The sequence below is a fragment of the Chitinophaga sp. CC14 genome, from assembly GCF_048957795.1.
Lineage (GTDB): Bacteria > Bacteroidota > Bacteroidia > Chitinophagales > Chitinophagaceae > Chitinophaga > Chitinophaga ginsengisegetis.
The window spans coordinates 2047330-2062095 of sequence record NZ_JARBFY010000005.1 but is presented as its reverse complement, the minus strand read 5'-3'; the positions used below and the strand labels follow the sequence as shown (position 1 = coordinate 2062095).

Below are 14766 nucleotides of genomic sequence, written 5' to 3'. Positions count from 1 at the left end.
CTAATTATATGATTTCTACGGTCAACAAGTATTTATCGCTGGTAAAGTTCAGTCACACGATCTTTGCCATGCCTTTTGCCCTCACCGGCTTTTTTATGGCTATCACCAAAGGCGGCGGCGGTCTTAACTGGGTTACATTTGCGCTGGTAGTGCTGTGTATGGTGTTTGCACGCAGTGCGGCGATGGCGTTTAACCGGTGGCTGGATGTGGATATCGACAAGCTCAATCCACGTACGGCTAAAAGGGAAATACCAGCCGGTATCATATCTCCCAAAAATGCCCTGTTTTTTATTATAGCCAATGTGGTATTATTTATTCTCACCACCTGGTTTATCAACCCCGTGTGCTTTTACCTGTCGCCGGTAGCCTTGCTGGTGGTGCTGGGATATAGCTACACCAAGCGTTTTACCGCCCTTTGCCACCTGGTGCTGGGTGTAGGATTGGCGCTGGCGCCGATTGGCGCTTACCTGGCAGTAACCGCCAGTTTTGCGCTGTTACCGGTGCTGGTATCTTTGCTGGTGCTGTGCTGGGTATCCGGTTTTGACATTATTTACTCCCTGCAGGACGAGGACTTTGATAAATCACAGCAGCTGAATTCCATCCCGGCGTGGTTGGGACTTTCCGGCGCCCTGCGTTTTTCTGAATTACTCCATGTGATAGCCGCGGCGCTGGTAGTAACTATCGGCTTAACCGGCAATTTTCACTGGATCTACTGGATAGGAGCCGCTGTTTTTGTGGTGATGCTGGTTTCGCAGCATTTGCTGGTAAAACCCGATGATCTCAGTAAGATCAATATTATGTTTATGACTACCAACGGGATTGCGAGCGTGGTGTTCGCTGTTTTTGCGATCACGGATATGCTCGTTTTTCATTAACCCAACACCCTGCTAAAAGATACGATATGGCCCGCCTGATGGCAATAGATTACGGAAAAAAGAGAACGGGACTGGCCGTAACAGACCCTTTACAGATGATTGCCACCGGGCTTACCACCGTTGCCACGCATGACCTGATCCCTTTCCTGAAAAAATACTTCGCCGCCGAACAGGTGGAAACGATTGTAATAGGGGAACCCAAAGGGCTGGATGGCAACGCAACAGATGCTACTGCACTGGTTACGGAGTGTATCCGTATCATCAAAAAGAATTTCCCGGATATCCCTGTTGTAACGGTGGACGAGCGTTTTACCTCCAAAATGGCTTTCCAGACGATGATCGACAGCGGTCTGAAGAAAATGGACCGCCGGAATAAGGCCCTCGTTGATGAGATCAGTGCCACTATCATACTGCAGGAATATCTCCGTAATAAAATATAATAACATATAAAAAATCAGCTTAATCAGGCTAATCGGGGGCAAGACAACATCCGCTTAACTCCGAAATTGTCTATCTTTGCGGATTAAACCAAGTATTTGAACATGATTTTGCCAATTGTAGCTTACGGTCACCCGGTATTGAGAAAAGTAGCAGAAGACATCACTCCTGAATATCCTAACCTGAAGGAATTGATTGCCAATATGTGGGAAACCATGTATGGTTCCAACGGCGTGGGCATTGCCGCCCCGCAGGTAAATAAGGCGATCCGGCTGTTTGTGGTAGACAGTGAGCAGATTATTCATAACCTGGAAGAAGACGAAAAGAACGATTATCCCGGAGATGAAGGCGTGAAAGGAGTGTTTATCAACGCGCATATCGTGGAAACCGGCGGGAAAGACTGGGCATATAATGAAGGATGTTTGAGTATTCCGAAGGTACGGGAAGATGTAAACAGGGCGGAAACGGTTACCCTGAGCTATGTGGACGAGAACTTTATCCCGCATGAAAGAACATTCACGGGTGTGACTGCCCGGGTAATCCTCCATGAGTATGATCACATCGACGGTGTTTTATTCATCGATCACCTGAAGCCATTAAAGCGCAGAATGTTGAAAAGTAAGCTCGAAGACATTACCAAAGGCAAAATAAGAGTAGATTACAAGATGACTTTCCCTAAATAGGAAATAATTTTGTAATGTAAAGAAAACCTGTTATTTTGGTATCATAAAGTATAACATCCATATCCTCAAACTTGGGAGCTACCTTAACATACACTGAAGTTGAATTGATTCAGGGCCTTATGGCCAGGGATGAAAAGATATTCACTTATTTGTATGATCATTATTCACCTGCTTTATATGGCGTAGCCCTGAAAGTAGTAGGAGAAGAAGCCGCAGCGGGAGATGTACTACAGGAAGTATTTGTAAAGATCTGGCGGAATATTGACCGCTATGATGCCTCCAAAGGCAGGTTATTTACCTGGATGCTGAATATTACCCGCAACACAGCAATCGACAGTCTTCGCTCAAAAAATCATAAACTGGAACAGCGCGTACAGGATGTAAACAGTGTTGCACTGATGTATGAACCACAGCTGGCGGTACACTTATCTGTGGACCATCTTGGTTTAACCAAAGTGATTGAAAAGCTTCAAAAAGATCAACGAATTATTATAGACATGGCTTACTTCAAGGGACATACCCAGGAAGAAATAGCCAGGTCCCTTGAAATACCATTGGGCACCGTGAAAACCCGCATGCGCAATGCTATCATACAATTGAGAACACTGTTAAAACAATTGTAATTATAAGAAATAGTGGATGTACAACGATACATATCATCCGGAATCCTTGAAAGCTATGTATTCGGTATGTTACCGGAAGCAGAACAAGGTGAGGTAGAAACGGCCGTATCTCAATACCCCGACGTTAAAGCTGCAGTGGATTCATTGCAGCACGACAAGGAGCGTTTTGTGCAGCTGTATGCAATAGCACCTCCTCACGGCATCAAGGAACGGCTGGTGGAAATTATCCGTCAGGAAAACACGCAGGAAGGAAACGACCTGCTGCCGGATGAACTGCGTGCGCCAATCCCCACACCCCTGAACGGAAAACAGAAAAAACAAACGCAGCAACCAGCCAGGGAAACCCCGGTAAAACAGCTGCCGGTGGCCAAAAAATCAAATGACCGGATCTGGAAGTACCTGACCGCCGCCATCGTAGTCTTGTTGCTGGGCAGTGTGTTCATGAATTTCTTTTTCTTCCGGAAATCTACTGATTATAAAAGCCGCTACCAGTCGCTGATAGCCACCAAAGAAAAACTGGAAGCAGATAAGGAACAGCAGGCGTTGACCAGTTTAAAGGAAACGCCCGGCAATGTGGTGACAGATGTGGATCCCCTGAATAATCCCGATTTTAAATGGACAAAAATCCCCGGTGGCGGCAAATATGCAGGCAACCTGGTATCTGTAGGATGGAATGCAAAAACACAGGCCGTATACCTCCAGGCGCAACTGATGCCTGTACCTCCGGCCGGTAAGCAATTCCAGCTATGGGCCATTGTGAATAAGAAGCTGGTGGATGCAGGTGTTTTTCTCACCGGCGCCGATGCCTCACAACTGTTACAACAAATGAAAGCAGTAGTGGTTGCACAGGGCTTCGCCATTACGCTTGAAAAGAAAGGCGGCAGCCCCGACCCAAGTATGGACCAGGTATGCATGTCGGCAAAACTGGCAAACTAACGCCGGATTTGTTTATCATAATGAGTATATCGCCTTTACCGGCGCCCCGATTAACCATTTTCAAAGAGAAATAACTATTATAGAAAAATATCCGTGAAAGCAGAAGGCGTGATCATGTTCCGTTTTGTCGTGTTGTGAAATCCGTTAGTATTTAAGTACCTAAACTATATCCAAAAACACGTTTATTCACACAATTCAATAATGAAACCAATTTGCAGGAGGGTTAACCTGTACCCGATCAAGACCTGCAACAACCAAAAGTAGTATCCATGCAAGAAACTAAAAACCTATCCTGGAAATGGCTTGCCACCGTCGCCGCCGTGCTGCTGGTAGGAAGTCTTATTCTGAATTATGTGTACTTTAACCGGTACAAGGAATTCAAGGAGTACAAAGACAAATACCAGTCTTTACTCGTATCACAGAACTCCATTTTGTCCAAGACCAAACAAATGCAGGAATCTCTGGATATTCTCCAGGATCCTAAAGTTCTGAAAGTGCCGATGCCAGGTACCAAAGCGTTCCCTGAAGCATTAGCTACTGTATTCTGGAACCCGCAAAGTCAGGAAGTGTATCTGAAAGTTAACAAACTGCCAGAACCAACTGCCGACAAACAGTATCAGCTCTGGGCTATCGTAGATGGCAAACCGGTTGATATGGGCGTGTTCGAAATGGGTGATACAGCCAGCCTCCTCCAGAAAATGAAAGTAACCGGCAAAGCACAAATGTTTGCTGTTACACTGGAGAAAAAAGGTGGTGCGCTGCAGCCTACTATGGAACAAATGTATGTGGCCGGAAAAATCCCCGGTTGATAAAAAGAGATAGTTCTTCTCTATCTCTTTTTAAAGAAAAACAGAAAGCTGTTGCAAGTGATACTTGCAACGGCTTTCTGTTTTTAGTATTTGCCTGGCATCCACTTTGCTCTTTTTTACTAAATTGCAGCTATGTCACATTTTTGGAAAAGTATAGCCGGAACCATTGCCCTCAGCCTGTTACAATGTTTGCAACTCAACGCTCAGGACACAGCCCGCTATAAAGGAATGACGGTTAACCTGGATGAAGTTATTGTAGCCGCAAAGCGTATAGGCTTCGACGTTAACAGCTTTATTAAAAGGGTGGAAGATGACACCACCTTTTACCGCGCATTCAAAAACCTGCATATCGTAGGCTTTGATGCCATCAACGATATCCAGGTACTTGGCAAAAAAGCACAGGTACAGGCTTCCCTGTATAATCAAACCCACCAGGAAATGAAAGGGAAATGCCGCACCATGCAGGTTTCTAACGAAAAAGTAACCGGCGACTTCTATACCCGCAAAGGAAATTATAATTATTATACGGCCGAATTATACGCTAACCTCTTCTTTACCAAAGGCACCGTGTGTACCGATGAATCAGGCGAAGATCCCGACCGCTCCAGCGGCAGCCTCGCCAGGCATAAGGCGCAGCTGAAACAACTGATCTTTAACCCCGGGAAACCTATCCGTGGTGTGCCCATCGTAGGGCCCAAAGTAGCCATCTTCAACAGCGAGGTAATGCGGTACTACGATTTTTCCATCACCGCCGAAAACTATGTGGACGGCACCTCCTGCTATGTATTTACTGCCAGAACAAAGCCCGGCCTGAGCCGCATCGACAGGGCAGACGTGGTAATCGACGAGCTGATCACCTGGTTTAATAAAGAGAACTTTGAGATCGTTGGCCGTAAATATGCCCTGTCTTACAAAACGATGTTGTTTGATTTTAATGTGAAGATGAATGTGCAGATGACCAAATATAATGGCCTCCTGATACCCGCGCTGGTTACCTATAACGGCACCTGGAATGTACCCTTCAAAAAAAGGGAGACAGCCGTGTTTGCCGCTAAGTTCCTGAATTTTACGGGGGCGCAGTAACCGTTAGTTCACCAAAGTAATGGTGCCGGTTTTATGCACGGCAAACCGGGTGATCACTTCTTTATAATCCACTATCCACACATAAGTGGCAATATCTGCTAAAGTACCGTTCACACGGCCATTCCAGCCCACCTGCGGATCGGTAGTATAGAAAATCCGTTCTCCCCAGCGGTTGTAGATGCTGAGCGTATAATCGTATATGGGACACCGGTATACCGGCCGGAAATAATCATTTCTTCCGTCTCCATTGGGAGAAAAGGCTGTGGGGAAGTATAGCTGGCATTCGCAATCATGATATTTTACTTCTACTGAGTCAACAGATGTTCCGCAGCTATTGGTAGCCACCATGGCATAAAACCCGGGCCTGGTAACGGTGTACATGGGTGTGCTGGTACTGTCCTGCCACTTGTAAGTGCCGCCACCAGCGCCGGTGGCGCGCAGCTGGTATACTTCATTCCTGCAGAGCAGCGTATCCGGGCCTAGGTTTACCCGCAGGGTATCTTCAAATTTTACGGAGATGCTGTCCATCGATTCGCAGCGGCCTATTTGTGCATGCACATAATAGAAGCCGGGCTTGGTTACATAGTAAGTGGCCTGGTCGGAGCCATCCTGCCAGAGATATTGTCCGTTGCCGAAATCGGCGGTAAGCACCAGGAAGTTGCCTTTACAGATGCTGGTATCGTTGCCGAGATCCAGTTTTTTTAACCGGTTATAATTGATGAAGATGGTATCTACCACGCTGCAGGTGTTGTTGATTTCCACCAGCGCCCACAGGTTAGTGGTGTTGCGGATGGTTACCGATGGCGTAGTAGCGCCGGTACTCCATTCCCATTTGGTGGCCTCCGGGATGGCCGGTGCCACGCGGATCGTTTCCCCGGGACACAGCAGGGTATCCGGTCCCAGTGAAAAAGGATATGGGGCACCGGTGAAAGTAATGGTAATATCGTCCGACACAGTGGGGCATCCTTTCGGATATACGTCTACGTGATAAGTACCGGAGGTATAAACATCCTGCGTAGGTTCTGTATTACCGGTACTCCAGAGATAGGTGCAGTTTTGCGCGGTAGCATCCAGCGCAATATGTTCGCCGGTGCATAATATGAGGTCTTTGCCGAGATCAATTTCTGGGATGGGTGTATAAAAAACATTCACCGAGTCGGGGTTCGGGCAGCCGTTTATTTTTACTTTATAGGTTGCGGAAGTATCCACGAGGATGCTGCTGTTGGTAGAGCTGTCCTGCCACAGGTATGTAGCGCCGGGAATGATGGGCGCCTGCAAAGTCATGGTACCGCCTTCACACAGGGTGATGTCCTGGTCACCGAGGTCGAAGATCACGGGTGTAACGATGGTAACGGGTTGTATGGTGGTATCCGGAACACCGTTGCGCCAGGCGATGAGGGTATCGGTATAGGTATCGGTACTGGTATAAATATGATACGCCCGCATGCTCCTGGAAGAATCTTTATCTCCCGAAGGGGGATCATTAAAAAACCATTTTACAGAGTCAATACCGGCGGGATTGATGATCAGGAAAAAAGAGGTATCGTTTACACAGGTAGAGGATACAGCGAAAGGGGTATTCTGGGCGCCGGCTTTGTTACTAAACAGGCAGCACACCAGTAAAACCGGCATAAGGAATACGAATCGACAGAAAACAGATATTTGGTCTCTCATGCAATGACATGGGTAATTGCCGCTAAGATAACCTAAACATGTAGAATATTTATAATAATAAATATGATTTTTGTGAGAAGATGATTTTAGCGGAGACAATTCCCCGCTAAAACCGGGTGTAAGTTATTCTTCATCCTCTTTCAGTGGCCTGGCCGCGATGTATCTTTTCCATTTTTCCAGCACAGAAGTAAAGTCGGAAGGTAAGTTGCTTTCAAAGTACATCTGCTCGCGGGTGCGGGGATGTATAAAGCCCAGCTGTTGTGCATGCAGGGCATGACGGGGCATGATATTAAAGCAGTTTTCCACAAACTGTTTGTACTTCGTATATACGGTTCCTTTAACGATGCGGTTACCACCGTAGGTTTCATCATTAAACAGGGAGTGGCCGATATGCTGCATGTGTACGCGGATCTGGTGGGTGCGGCCGGTTTCGAGGCGGCATTCAATCATGGTTACATAATTAAACCTTTCCAGTACCCGGTAATGGGTAATAGCTTCTTTGCCGTATTCACCGTCGGGATATGCGTCCATGATTTTACGTAAGCGTTGATGGCGGCCTACGTGGGCTACCACCGTGCCTTCGTCTTCCTCAAAATCGCCCCACACCAGCGCAATGTAGCGGCGATGTACGGTGTGATCAAAGAATTGCTTGGCCAGGTCGTTCATCGCCTTTTCGGATTTGGCGATGACCAGCAACCCGCTGGTATTTTTATCGATGCGGTGTACCAGCCCAAAGCGGGGGATTTCCGGCTCTGTAGCCTGGGTTTTATCGCCCAGGTACCATGAGAGGCCGTTTACCAGTGTACCATCGCGGTTGCCGCAGCCGGGATGTACTACCAGGCCGGCGGGTTTGTCGATGATCATAATATCGTCGTCTTCAAATACAATATTCAGCGGTAGCTCTTGTGGAATGATATCGGTATTTTCCGGGTTCCGGTTGGAAAACACAACGATCCTGTCCAGCGGCCGGATCTTGTAATTGGCCTTCACGGGTTTATCGTTCACCAATACCAGTTCACCATCCAGGGCCTGTTGGATCTTATTGCGGGTGGCGCCTTCTATGCGGTTAGTAAGGAATTTATCAATACGGATAGGGTCCTGACCTTTGTCGACCACCATATTAATCTTTTCATATAATTCCTCGCTGCCATCCCCGTTTTCCAGCTCATCTTCCAGTTCCAGCAATTCTTCAGCCATCAATATAATTTTTTGCAAAGGTAAAGCTTAGTTGGCAGTTTAGCAGCCCTGTGGGCAAATGTTCCGTATCACAGCGATTTGGCGTACCTTTGCGCAGCTGAAAAAGACCAATATGATCATGGATAAAGTAAAGCAGAAGATTGTAGTAAAAGACCTCGGCGTGATAGACTACCAGGCTGCCTGGGATTACCAGGAGCAGTTGCTGAAGGAAAATGTGCAGTTGAAAACCAGGGTGGCCGATCAGTTGCCAAAGGCTACTACCAACTACCTGTTGTTTTGCGAACATCCTCCCGTGTATACCATTGGTAAAAGCGGTCATATGGAAAACCTGCTGATCTCCCAACAGGAGCTGCAGGAGCAGGGGATAGGCTTTGTGCCTACCAACCGTGGCGGAGATATTACCTTTCATGGTCCCGGCCAGGTGGTGGGTTATCCTATCCTGGATCTCGAAAATTTCTTTACAGATATCGGCAAATACCTGCGCTGCCTGGAAGAGGTGATCATTCGTACATTGGCGGAGTATGGCGTAACCGGCGACCGTTCTTCCGGGGAAACCGGCGTATGGCTGGATCCGCACGATAAAACGAAGGCCCGTAAAATATGCGCAATGGGCGTACGTTGCAGCCGCTGGGTAACCATGCATGGTTTCGCCCTGAATGTGAATACCCTTATGGATTACTTCAATAACATCATCGCCTGTGGCATTGCCGACAAGCAGGTAGCCTCACTCGATAAAGAAGTGGGAAAGCCGGTAAGCCTGGAAGAAGTAAAAGCTAAGCTGAGCAAACATTTCGGCGAAGTGTTCAACGCTGAAATGGTGTAGTGTTACATTTTATAGTTCAGTGGAATAAACAGGTTCCATTTCTCCTTTAATTTCCCATCCTCGAATATTTCGAAGTTGAACCACCCGGCATGCATGAAAATGGCTTTCTCTAAAATGAGGGAAGGGCCTTTTACCTGGTCTATATCAAAAAGGAAGGTGCCGTTGGCTTCATAAAACTTAACGGAGTATTTCTTTTGTGGAGCATCCGGCAGTTTTATGTTGATATTACCATCGGCGGTAGTGTAGATGTAGTTGGAGGGATGCCAGGAGGCTCTTTCCGGCTCCCTGTTTTCCTGTTCTTTGCCTCTCAGTCCTCTTGAAGCATCCATGATATCGGCATACTGTAATTTCTGATCCGCGCGGATAGTGCTGTCGGACAAGGCCAGTATGGTTTTGCTGTACATGAAGCGTCCGTTGGTGAATAAGATAAAGAGGCGGTAGTAGTTGCTGCCCGGTAACGGTTTATTATCGAGATAGGCATTCCTTGTTTGAGTAGGATAGCTGGCGTAACCAATGGTATTAAAGTTCAGCACGCTGTCGAGCGAGCGCTGTACACCAATTTCTTTTACCTGTGTGAAGCCGGAGATCCAGTCCAGTTGTATTCTACCGGTTTTAATAGAAGCGGTAAAATTAGGCAGTACAGGTGGCACAAACTCCTGTGTCTGAGCCTTTCCTGCAAATCCGGTCAATAAAAAAATTCCAATAACAAATGTTATACGCACAATCTGCTTCATACTGATTATTCCGTGAGCTCTTAAAGTTGGCAAAAATACACTACCGTTCAAATATAATGAACAGTTTTTAAAAGGATAGAACGCCGGGAGGGAGGGAAAGATTGCCCTGGAGGCCACCGCTGTGTATCAGCAATATGTTGCTGTTGGCCGGAAAGTAGCCCTGCTGGACCAGATCACGAAAGGCCATTACCAGTTTGCCGGTGTAAATAATATCTGTCGGGATGCCTGTTTCTTTGTAAATAGTATTGATAAAATCTATAAGTGCCGGTGATTTCTTTGCATAGCCTCCACCGTGGTGTTCGTATAATAACTGCCAGCGGGTGGTATTATCGGGATGCAATAGATCAGTAACTTCTTTTTCAAGGTACTGTGCGCCTTTCAGCACAGGAATGCCAATTACCTGCTGATGTGGTGCGGCACTGTTGATGAGGCCCGCAAGCGTAGTGCCTGTGCCTACTGCACAGAGGATATGTGTATAGTTTGTTGTGGGGAAGATGGAAAGGATCTCTTCACAGCCTTTGGCGCCCAGGGCGTTGTGACCGCCTTCAGGAACAACATGATAACCGGGATATACAGTTTCGCCGCCTTTATCATTGCGATAATCCTCCCGGCTAACGAAAACGAGCTTCATGCCATTGTTTTCCGCGGTTTGAAGCGTATGATTCAACTGGCCGTTATGTTCTTCCCCCCGGATAATACCTGTGCAGGGCAAAGCCGCTTCCTTACAGGCCAGCGCAGTGGCTGCAATATGATTGGAGTAGGCACCGCCATAGGTAAGGATGCCGGTGTTGTTATTGGCCTTAGCCGCCGCGATGTTGTATTTCAGCTTAAACCACTTGTTGCCTGATACCTCCGGGTGAATTTTATCCAAACGCAGCATGGCAGCGTGGATATGCTCCGGCAGCCAGGTGGTTTGAAAAGATTCGAGGGTAATGTTGTTATAAGAAAGCATGCAGCGGTTAAGTGATAAGGCGATAAAAAGATCAGGGAGATGAAAGCATACGGCAGCTCTCATCTCCCCAAATATAAAATCAAAATCGCTTATTAATCGTTGGTGAGGAAACCGCCCTGGCCTCTGTACAGCTTCACTGCCTTATCCAGCTTCACTTTCAGCACCGTGATGTATTTATCGTGTACATTTTCCGGTACGTCTATAAATACCAGTCCGGGTACAGGGCTCCAGGAAATTTTGCCAACTACCTTGTGGGTCAGCTGGCTGTTGTTGCCCAGTACGGTGATGCTTTCAATTTTATTGGAGAGGCCCTTCACCATTACCTGGCCGCTGGTTTTAGCAGGCAGGAACAGGTAGAGGGTGCTGGAATCTTTGGAGAGGGTGGTGGGGCCATAGAAGTGTCCCTGCGGAATACCACCGATGGTATTGAACACCGCTTCGCCGTTGCGTTTGTTCCAGGCGCCGAGTTCTTTCAGCATATGTACTTCTTCTTCAGGGATGCTGCCATCGGCTTTGGGGCCTATATCGAGCAGGAGGTTACCGCCATTGCTCACAGCATCCACGAAGATGGTGATGATTTCGAAGGGTGTTTTCCAGTTGTTGTCTTGTGGCTGCCATCCCCAGTTGTTGTTGATGGTCATGCAAAGCTCCCACCAGTGGTACTTCGGGCGCGATACGGGGAAGTTCTGTTCCGGGGTTTCATAGTCGCCGTAACCCTGAAGGCGTCCGTTGATAATGGTGTTGGGATTATGGGAGGTGAGCATTTGTCTCATTTTGGGTGCTTCCCATTCTTCGGCAGAGTGTTCCCAGTCGCCGTCAAACCACCACAGGTCCGGGTTGAACTTCGTCATTACTTCGGCCATTTGTCCTTCATAATATTTCAGGAAGCGTTGCCATCTTTCGGGCTGGGCTTTGATTTCGTAGCGGTTGCTGTCTTTCAGAAACTGCGGATAATCGTTGTGGCTCCAGTCGATCAGGGAGAAATAGGCACCACATTTGATACTATCGCGCCGCAAAGCCGCGTAGAGCGGGGTGAGCACGTCTCTTTTCGCCGGTGTACTGTTAGCAACATCCAGTTTACTGTATTTGCTGTCCCACAGCGCCACGCCGTCGTGGTGTTTGGTGGTCATTACCGCATAGCGGGCGCCGGATTCTTTGATGAGGTCGGCCCATGCCTGCGGGTTGTAATTATTTGCAGTAAAGCCTTTCAGCTGCTGCATGTAATCGGGGTAGGATATTTTTTTGTTGTGGAACGACCAGGATTCATCGATTCCTTTGACGGAATAGATGCCCCAGTGAATAAAAATGCCCAGTTTGGCATCGGAGAACCACTGCATTTTTTCTTTGATGTCATCCGGATTTGTTTTCTGTTGCGCATGGGCAGCCGTAAGAAGCTGCATGGCAAAGGCTACCAGCACTAATAATCTCTTCATTGTTCAGTTTAATTAATCTTTAAAAAAGGGTGTTACTACAAAAAGAAAGTGTGAAAATAGTTTTAATGATTAAATTTAGCGCCGATATTTTTAGGTAAATAGTTGACACTTATAAAACTAATATCAGAAAAATGCAACCGACTTTATTGATTTTGGCGGCCGGTATGGCCAGCCGCTACGGAAGTTTAAAGCAAATCCAGCAATTTGGCCCCAGCGGTGAAACTATCGTTGACTACTCTATTTACGACGCCATCAGCGCCGGTTTTGGAAAAATAGTGTTCATCATCCGCGAGAATTTTGCGGCTGAGTTCAAGGAAATCTTTGAACCAAAGCTCAAAGGCCGCGTGGCTGTTGATTTTGTATACCAGGAAATGGATGCTTTTTTAGGAGATCATGCGGTACCGGCCGAAAGGACTAAGCCGTGGGGTACTGCCCACGCCGTTCTTTGTGCCAAAAACGCTATCAATGAGCCATTTGCAGTGATCAATGCAGATGATTTCTATGGTACCGATGCTTTCGTTAAAATGGCGGCTTTCCTGAACAACGACTGCAAACCTGATGTATACAGCGTGGTAGGTTATGAACTGGGCAAAACTATCAGTGAGCACGGTTCTGTATCCCGCGGTGTATGCGAAGTAAGCGCAGACGGTAACCTGGCGGCTATCAACGAAAGGACCAAGATATACGCTGAAAACAACCAGATCGTTTATGAAGAAGCAGATGGCAGCAAACATCCGTTACCAGCCAACACGCCGGTATCCATGAACTTCTGGGGATTTCATCCGAGCGTATTTGAACTGAGCCAGGGCCTTTTCAGTGAATTCCTGGAAAAAAACAGCAGCAATCCTAAATCGGAGTTCTTTATTACGATTGTAGCCGATGAATTTACCCGCCGTGGTATTGGCCAGGTAAAAGTAATCCCAACCAGTGCAAAATGGTTTGGCGTTACTTACAAAGAAGATGCACCGGGCGTGCAGGCCAGCTTGTCGGCGCTGGTTGAGAATGGAGAATATCCAGACAATTTATGGAAATAAAACCCAACAAAAAGATCCTTCAGGCTTTTGGACTTGAGCCTGAAGGATTAAATGTCCGAAAATTTGGATCAGGACACATCAACAACACTTTTTTGTTAGAAAAAAAGCAGGACGGCAGTAGATACGTTTTACAAAAGATCAATGTAAACGTGTTTAAGGAACCAGGAGTTATCGCCGCCAACCAGAGAATGGCAGCGGATTATCTGGCAGTTCATCATCCCGGCTATCTGTTTATTACGCCGATCCCCACGGTTAACGGGGAAGAGCTCTTTGTAATTGACAACGAATACTGGAGATTGATCCCTTTTATTGCGGATTCCGTAACGGTAGACCAGGCCGACAACCCAAAGCAGGCGTATGAAGCAGCCAAACAATTTGGCCGCCTCGCCAGTTACCTTTCGGGAATTGACCTGAAGCCGTTTAAAGCTTCGATTCCAAACTTTCACAACCTGACCCTTCGGTACAGCGCCTTCCAGGAGGCTATCCGAACGGCAAAGGAAGACCGGAAAGTTGCAGCAGAAGAGATGATTGAAGATTTCCTCCGCTATTCTGACATCGCAGTAACGTATGAACAACTGAAAACAAATCCTGAATTCAGGGACCATCTGATGCACCACGATACCAAAATCAATAACGTATTGCTCAACAAGGATACTTATGAAGGTATTTGTGTATGTGACCTGGATACCCTGATGCCCGGAAAAATCATCTCAGACCTCGGTGACATGGTACGCACTTATGTTTGCCCCGTGTCTGAAGAAGAAAGGGATTTCAGCCAGATCGTTATCCGCGAAGAATACTACGAAGCCCTTATGCAGGGGTATCTCGCAGAGATTGGCGGTACTTTGACAAAAGTAGAAAAAGAACAACTGTTCTTTGCCGGGAAGTTTATGATCTACATGCAGGGGATACGCTTCCTCACCGATTATCTGAACGGTGATGTATATTATCCCATCAAGTATCCGGCACACAATTACGACCGCGCAAAAAATCAGCTGGTTTTACTGCAGCGGCTCATGGAAAAAGAAACAGTACTGCAGGATATCATCGACAAATGCCTGCATGTCAACGTAACAAGTGAACAGTAAATGAAATCATTTTTTAGAACGTGAACAGTAAATGAAATGAAATCATTTTATCCCGGTGCTTCCTGCACCGGGATTTTTTTTCCATAAATACCCCTAATCCGCGTCTTTTGTACACAAAATTGGTAGATTAATTTATAAGGATCATACGATTTGTTTAGAAAATGCGTAACTATTGCTTTCTTTTTTTAAATATTTTCAAAAACCCTTAATGTGATTAATTTTTTACTAAATATTGGGTGTGTTGTTGTTTTTTATTTTTTTCACGAATACTTTTGTAGAAACGCTAAAGAAAATAGGCACCTCCATGTGGGTAAATAAAGACAATATAAAACTTAATCACATCGTACCTCAGCTCAACTGGGCTATCACGAAGGTCGTGATTAT

At 46.6% G+C, this 14766-nt stretch carries 15 protein-coding genes; 10 read left to right on the top strand and 5 right to left on the bottom strand.

Annotated features, from left to right (window positions below):
* Window positions 1-8 precede the first annotated feature (8 nt).
* From PV783_RS27815 to PV783_RS27785, 7 genes are all read left to right on the top strand, one after another.
* Entirely contained in the window at window positions 9-875 is an 867-nt protein-coding gene (locus PV783_RS27815; RefSeq protein ID WP_079470505.1) for a UbiA-like polyprenyltransferase, read from the top strand.
* 26 nt (window positions 876-901) lie between these two features.
* Window positions 902-1315 carry a Holliday junction resolvase RuvX gene (ruvX, locus tag PV783_RS27810; RefSeq protein ID WP_079470504.1) on the top strand — a complete coding sequence of 138 codons (414 nt, stop codon included), beginning with the start codon at window positions 902-904 and terminating at the stop codon, window positions 1313-1315.
* 102 nt (window positions 1316-1417) lie between these two features.
* Window positions 1418-1996: a peptide deformylase gene (gene def, locus PV783_RS27805; RefSeq protein WP_420990386.1), complete on the top strand. Its 579-nt coding sequence runs from the start codon at window positions 1418-1420 to the stop codon at window positions 1994-1996.
* A 119-nt stretch (window positions 1997-2115) separates the two neighbouring features.
* Window positions 2116-2619 (top strand): RNA polymerase sigma factor, encoded by a 504-nt coding sequence (locus PV783_RS27800; RefSeq protein WP_079470502.1) that lies wholly within the window; start codon window positions 2116-2118, stop codon window positions 2617-2619.
* 66 nt (window positions 2620-2685) lie between these two features.
* The gene (locus PV783_RS27795) at window positions 2686-3555 is read left to right on the top strand and encodes an anti-sigma factor domain-containing protein (protein WP_420990385.1); all 870 of its coding nucleotides are present in this window, start codon (window positions 2686-2688) and stop codon (window positions 3553-3555) included.
* A 269-nt stretch (window positions 3556-3824) separates the two neighbouring features.
* Window positions 3825-4364, top strand: a complete 540-nt coding sequence (locus PV783_RS27790) for an anti-sigma factor (protein ID WP_420990384.1) — start codon at window positions 3825-3827, stop codon at window positions 4362-4364.
* A gap of 132 nt (window positions 4365-4496) precedes the next feature.
* The gene (locus PV783_RS27785; RefSeq protein ID WP_111577739.1) at window positions 4497-5447 is read left to right on the top strand and encodes a hypothetical protein; all 951 of its coding nucleotides are present in this window, start codon (window positions 4497-4499) and stop codon (window positions 5445-5447) included.
* A 3-nt stretch (window positions 5448-5450) separates the two neighbouring features.
* On the opposite strand, the gene PV783_RS27780 is transcribed toward PV783_RS27785, so the two are convergent.
* The gene (locus PV783_RS27780; protein ID WP_420990383.1) at window positions 5451-7121 is read right to left on the bottom strand and encodes a gliding motility-associated C-terminal domain-containing protein; all 1671 of its coding nucleotides are present in this window, start codon (window positions 7119-7121) and stop codon (window positions 5451-5453) included.
* Between the two features lie 123 nt (window positions 7122-7244).
* Window positions 7245-8318 carry an RluA family pseudouridine synthase gene (locus PV783_RS27775; RefSeq protein ID WP_420990382.1) on the bottom strand — a complete coding sequence of 358 codons (1074 nt, stop codon included), beginning with the start codon at window positions 8316-8318 and terminating at the stop codon, window positions 7245-7247.
* Between the two features lie 58 nt (window positions 8319-8376).
* Here PV783_RS27775 and lipB point away from each other — a divergent pair, with 58 nt between their 5' ends.
* A complete protein-coding gene (gene lipB / locus PV783_RS27770; protein ID WP_339545901.1) occupies window positions 8377-9141 on the top strand; it encodes a lipoyl(octanoyl) transferase LipB in 765 nt (254 codons plus the stop codon).
* A 2-nt stretch (window positions 9142-9143) separates the two neighbouring features.
* Here the strand turns inward: lipB and PV783_RS27765 are convergent, their stop codons facing one another.
* The 3 genes from PV783_RS27765 to PV783_RS27755 all read right to left on the bottom strand — a co-directional run bounded on the left by PV783_RS27765 (window position 9144) and on the right by PV783_RS27755 (window position 12260).
* Window positions 9144-9875: a hypothetical protein gene (locus PV783_RS27765; protein WP_079470496.1), complete on the bottom strand. Its 732-nt coding sequence runs from the start codon at window positions 9873-9875 to the stop codon at window positions 9144-9146.
* A gap of 67 nt (window positions 9876-9942) precedes the next feature.
* Entirely contained in the window at window positions 9943-10890 is a 948-nt protein-coding gene (locus PV783_RS27760) for a 1-aminocyclopropane-1-carboxylate deaminase/D-cysteine desulfhydrase (protein ID WP_420990381.1), read from the bottom strand.
* Between the two features lie 29 nt (window positions 10891-10919).
* Entirely contained in the window at window positions 10920-12260 is a 1341-nt protein-coding gene (locus tag PV783_RS27755) for an alpha-L-fucosidase (RefSeq protein WP_420990380.1), read from the bottom strand.
* 131 nt (window positions 12261-12391) lie between these two features.
* On the opposite strand from PV783_RS27755, the gene PV783_RS27750 reads away from it, so the two are divergent.
* Window positions 12392-13294 (top strand): sugar phosphate nucleotidyltransferase, encoded by a 903-nt coding sequence (locus PV783_RS27750; protein ID WP_079470493.1) that lies wholly within the window; start codon window positions 12392-12394, stop codon window positions 13292-13294.
* Window positions 13285-14382, top strand: coding sequence for an aminoglycoside phosphotransferase family protein (locus tag PV783_RS27745; RefSeq protein ID WP_336386741.1), 1098 nt, complete (start codon window positions 13285-13287; stop codon window positions 14380-14382). The genes PV783_RS27750 and PV783_RS27745 overlap by 10 nt, the downstream gene beginning before the upstream one ends.
* Window positions 14383-14766: the final 384 nt, after the last annotated feature.

Bases quoted from the DNA above. Each gene is read 5' to 3' on its own strand.
- PV783_RS27815 (WP_079470505.1), top strand. From the start codon at position 9: ATGATTTCTACGGTCAACAAGTATTTATCGCTGGTAAAGTTCAGTCAC.
- ruvX (WP_079470504.1), top strand. From the start codon at position 902: ATGGCCCGCCTGATGGCAATAGATTACGGAAAAAAGAGAACGGGACTG.
- def (WP_420990386.1), top strand. From the start codon at position 1,418: ATGATTTTGCCAATTGTAGCTTACGGTCACCCGGTATTGAGAAAAGTA.
- PV783_RS27800 (WP_079470502.1), top strand. From the start codon at position 2,116: ATGGCCAGGGATGAAAAGATATTCACTTATTTGTATGATCATTATTCA.
- PV783_RS27795 (WP_420990385.1), top strand. From the start codon at position 2,686: ATGTTACCGGAAGCAGAACAAGGTGAGGTAGAAACGGCCGTATCTCAA.
- PV783_RS27790 (WP_420990384.1), top strand. From the start codon at position 3,825: ATGCAAGAAACTAAAAACCTATCCTGGAAATGGCTTGCCACCGTCGCC.
- PV783_RS27785 (WP_111577739.1), top strand. From the start codon at position 4,497: ATGTCACATTTTTGGAAAAGTATAGCCGGAACCATTGCCCTCAGCCTG.
- PV783_RS27780 (WP_420990383.1), bottom strand. From the start codon at position 7,121: ATGAGAGACCAAATATCTGTTTTCTGTCGATTCGTATTCCTTATGCCG.
- PV783_RS27775 (WP_420990382.1), bottom strand. From the start codon at position 8,318: ATGGCTGAAGAATTGCTGGAACTGGAAGATGAGCTGGAAAACGGGGAT.
- lipB (WP_339545901.1), top strand. From the start codon at position 8,377: ATGTTCCGTATCACAGCGATTTGGCGTACCTTTGCGCAGCTGAAAAAG.
- PV783_RS27765 (WP_079470496.1), bottom strand. From the start codon at position 9,875: ATGAAGCAGATTGTGCGTATAACATTTGTTATTGGAATTTTTTTATTG.
- PV783_RS27760 (WP_420990381.1), bottom strand. From the start codon at position 10,890: ATGAGAGCTGCCGTATGCTTTCATCTCCCTGATCTTTTTATCGCCTTA.
- PV783_RS27755 (WP_420990380.1), bottom strand. From the start codon at position 12,260: ATGAAGAGATTATTAGTGCTGGTAGCCTTTGCCATGCAGCTTCTTACG.
- PV783_RS27750 (WP_079470493.1), top strand. From the start codon at position 12,392: ATGCAACCGACTTTATTGATTTTGGCGGCCGGTATGGCCAGCCGCTAC.
- PV783_RS27745 (WP_336386741.1), top strand. From the start codon at position 13,285: ATGGAAATAAAACCCAACAAAAAGATCCTTCAGGCTTTTGGACTTGAG.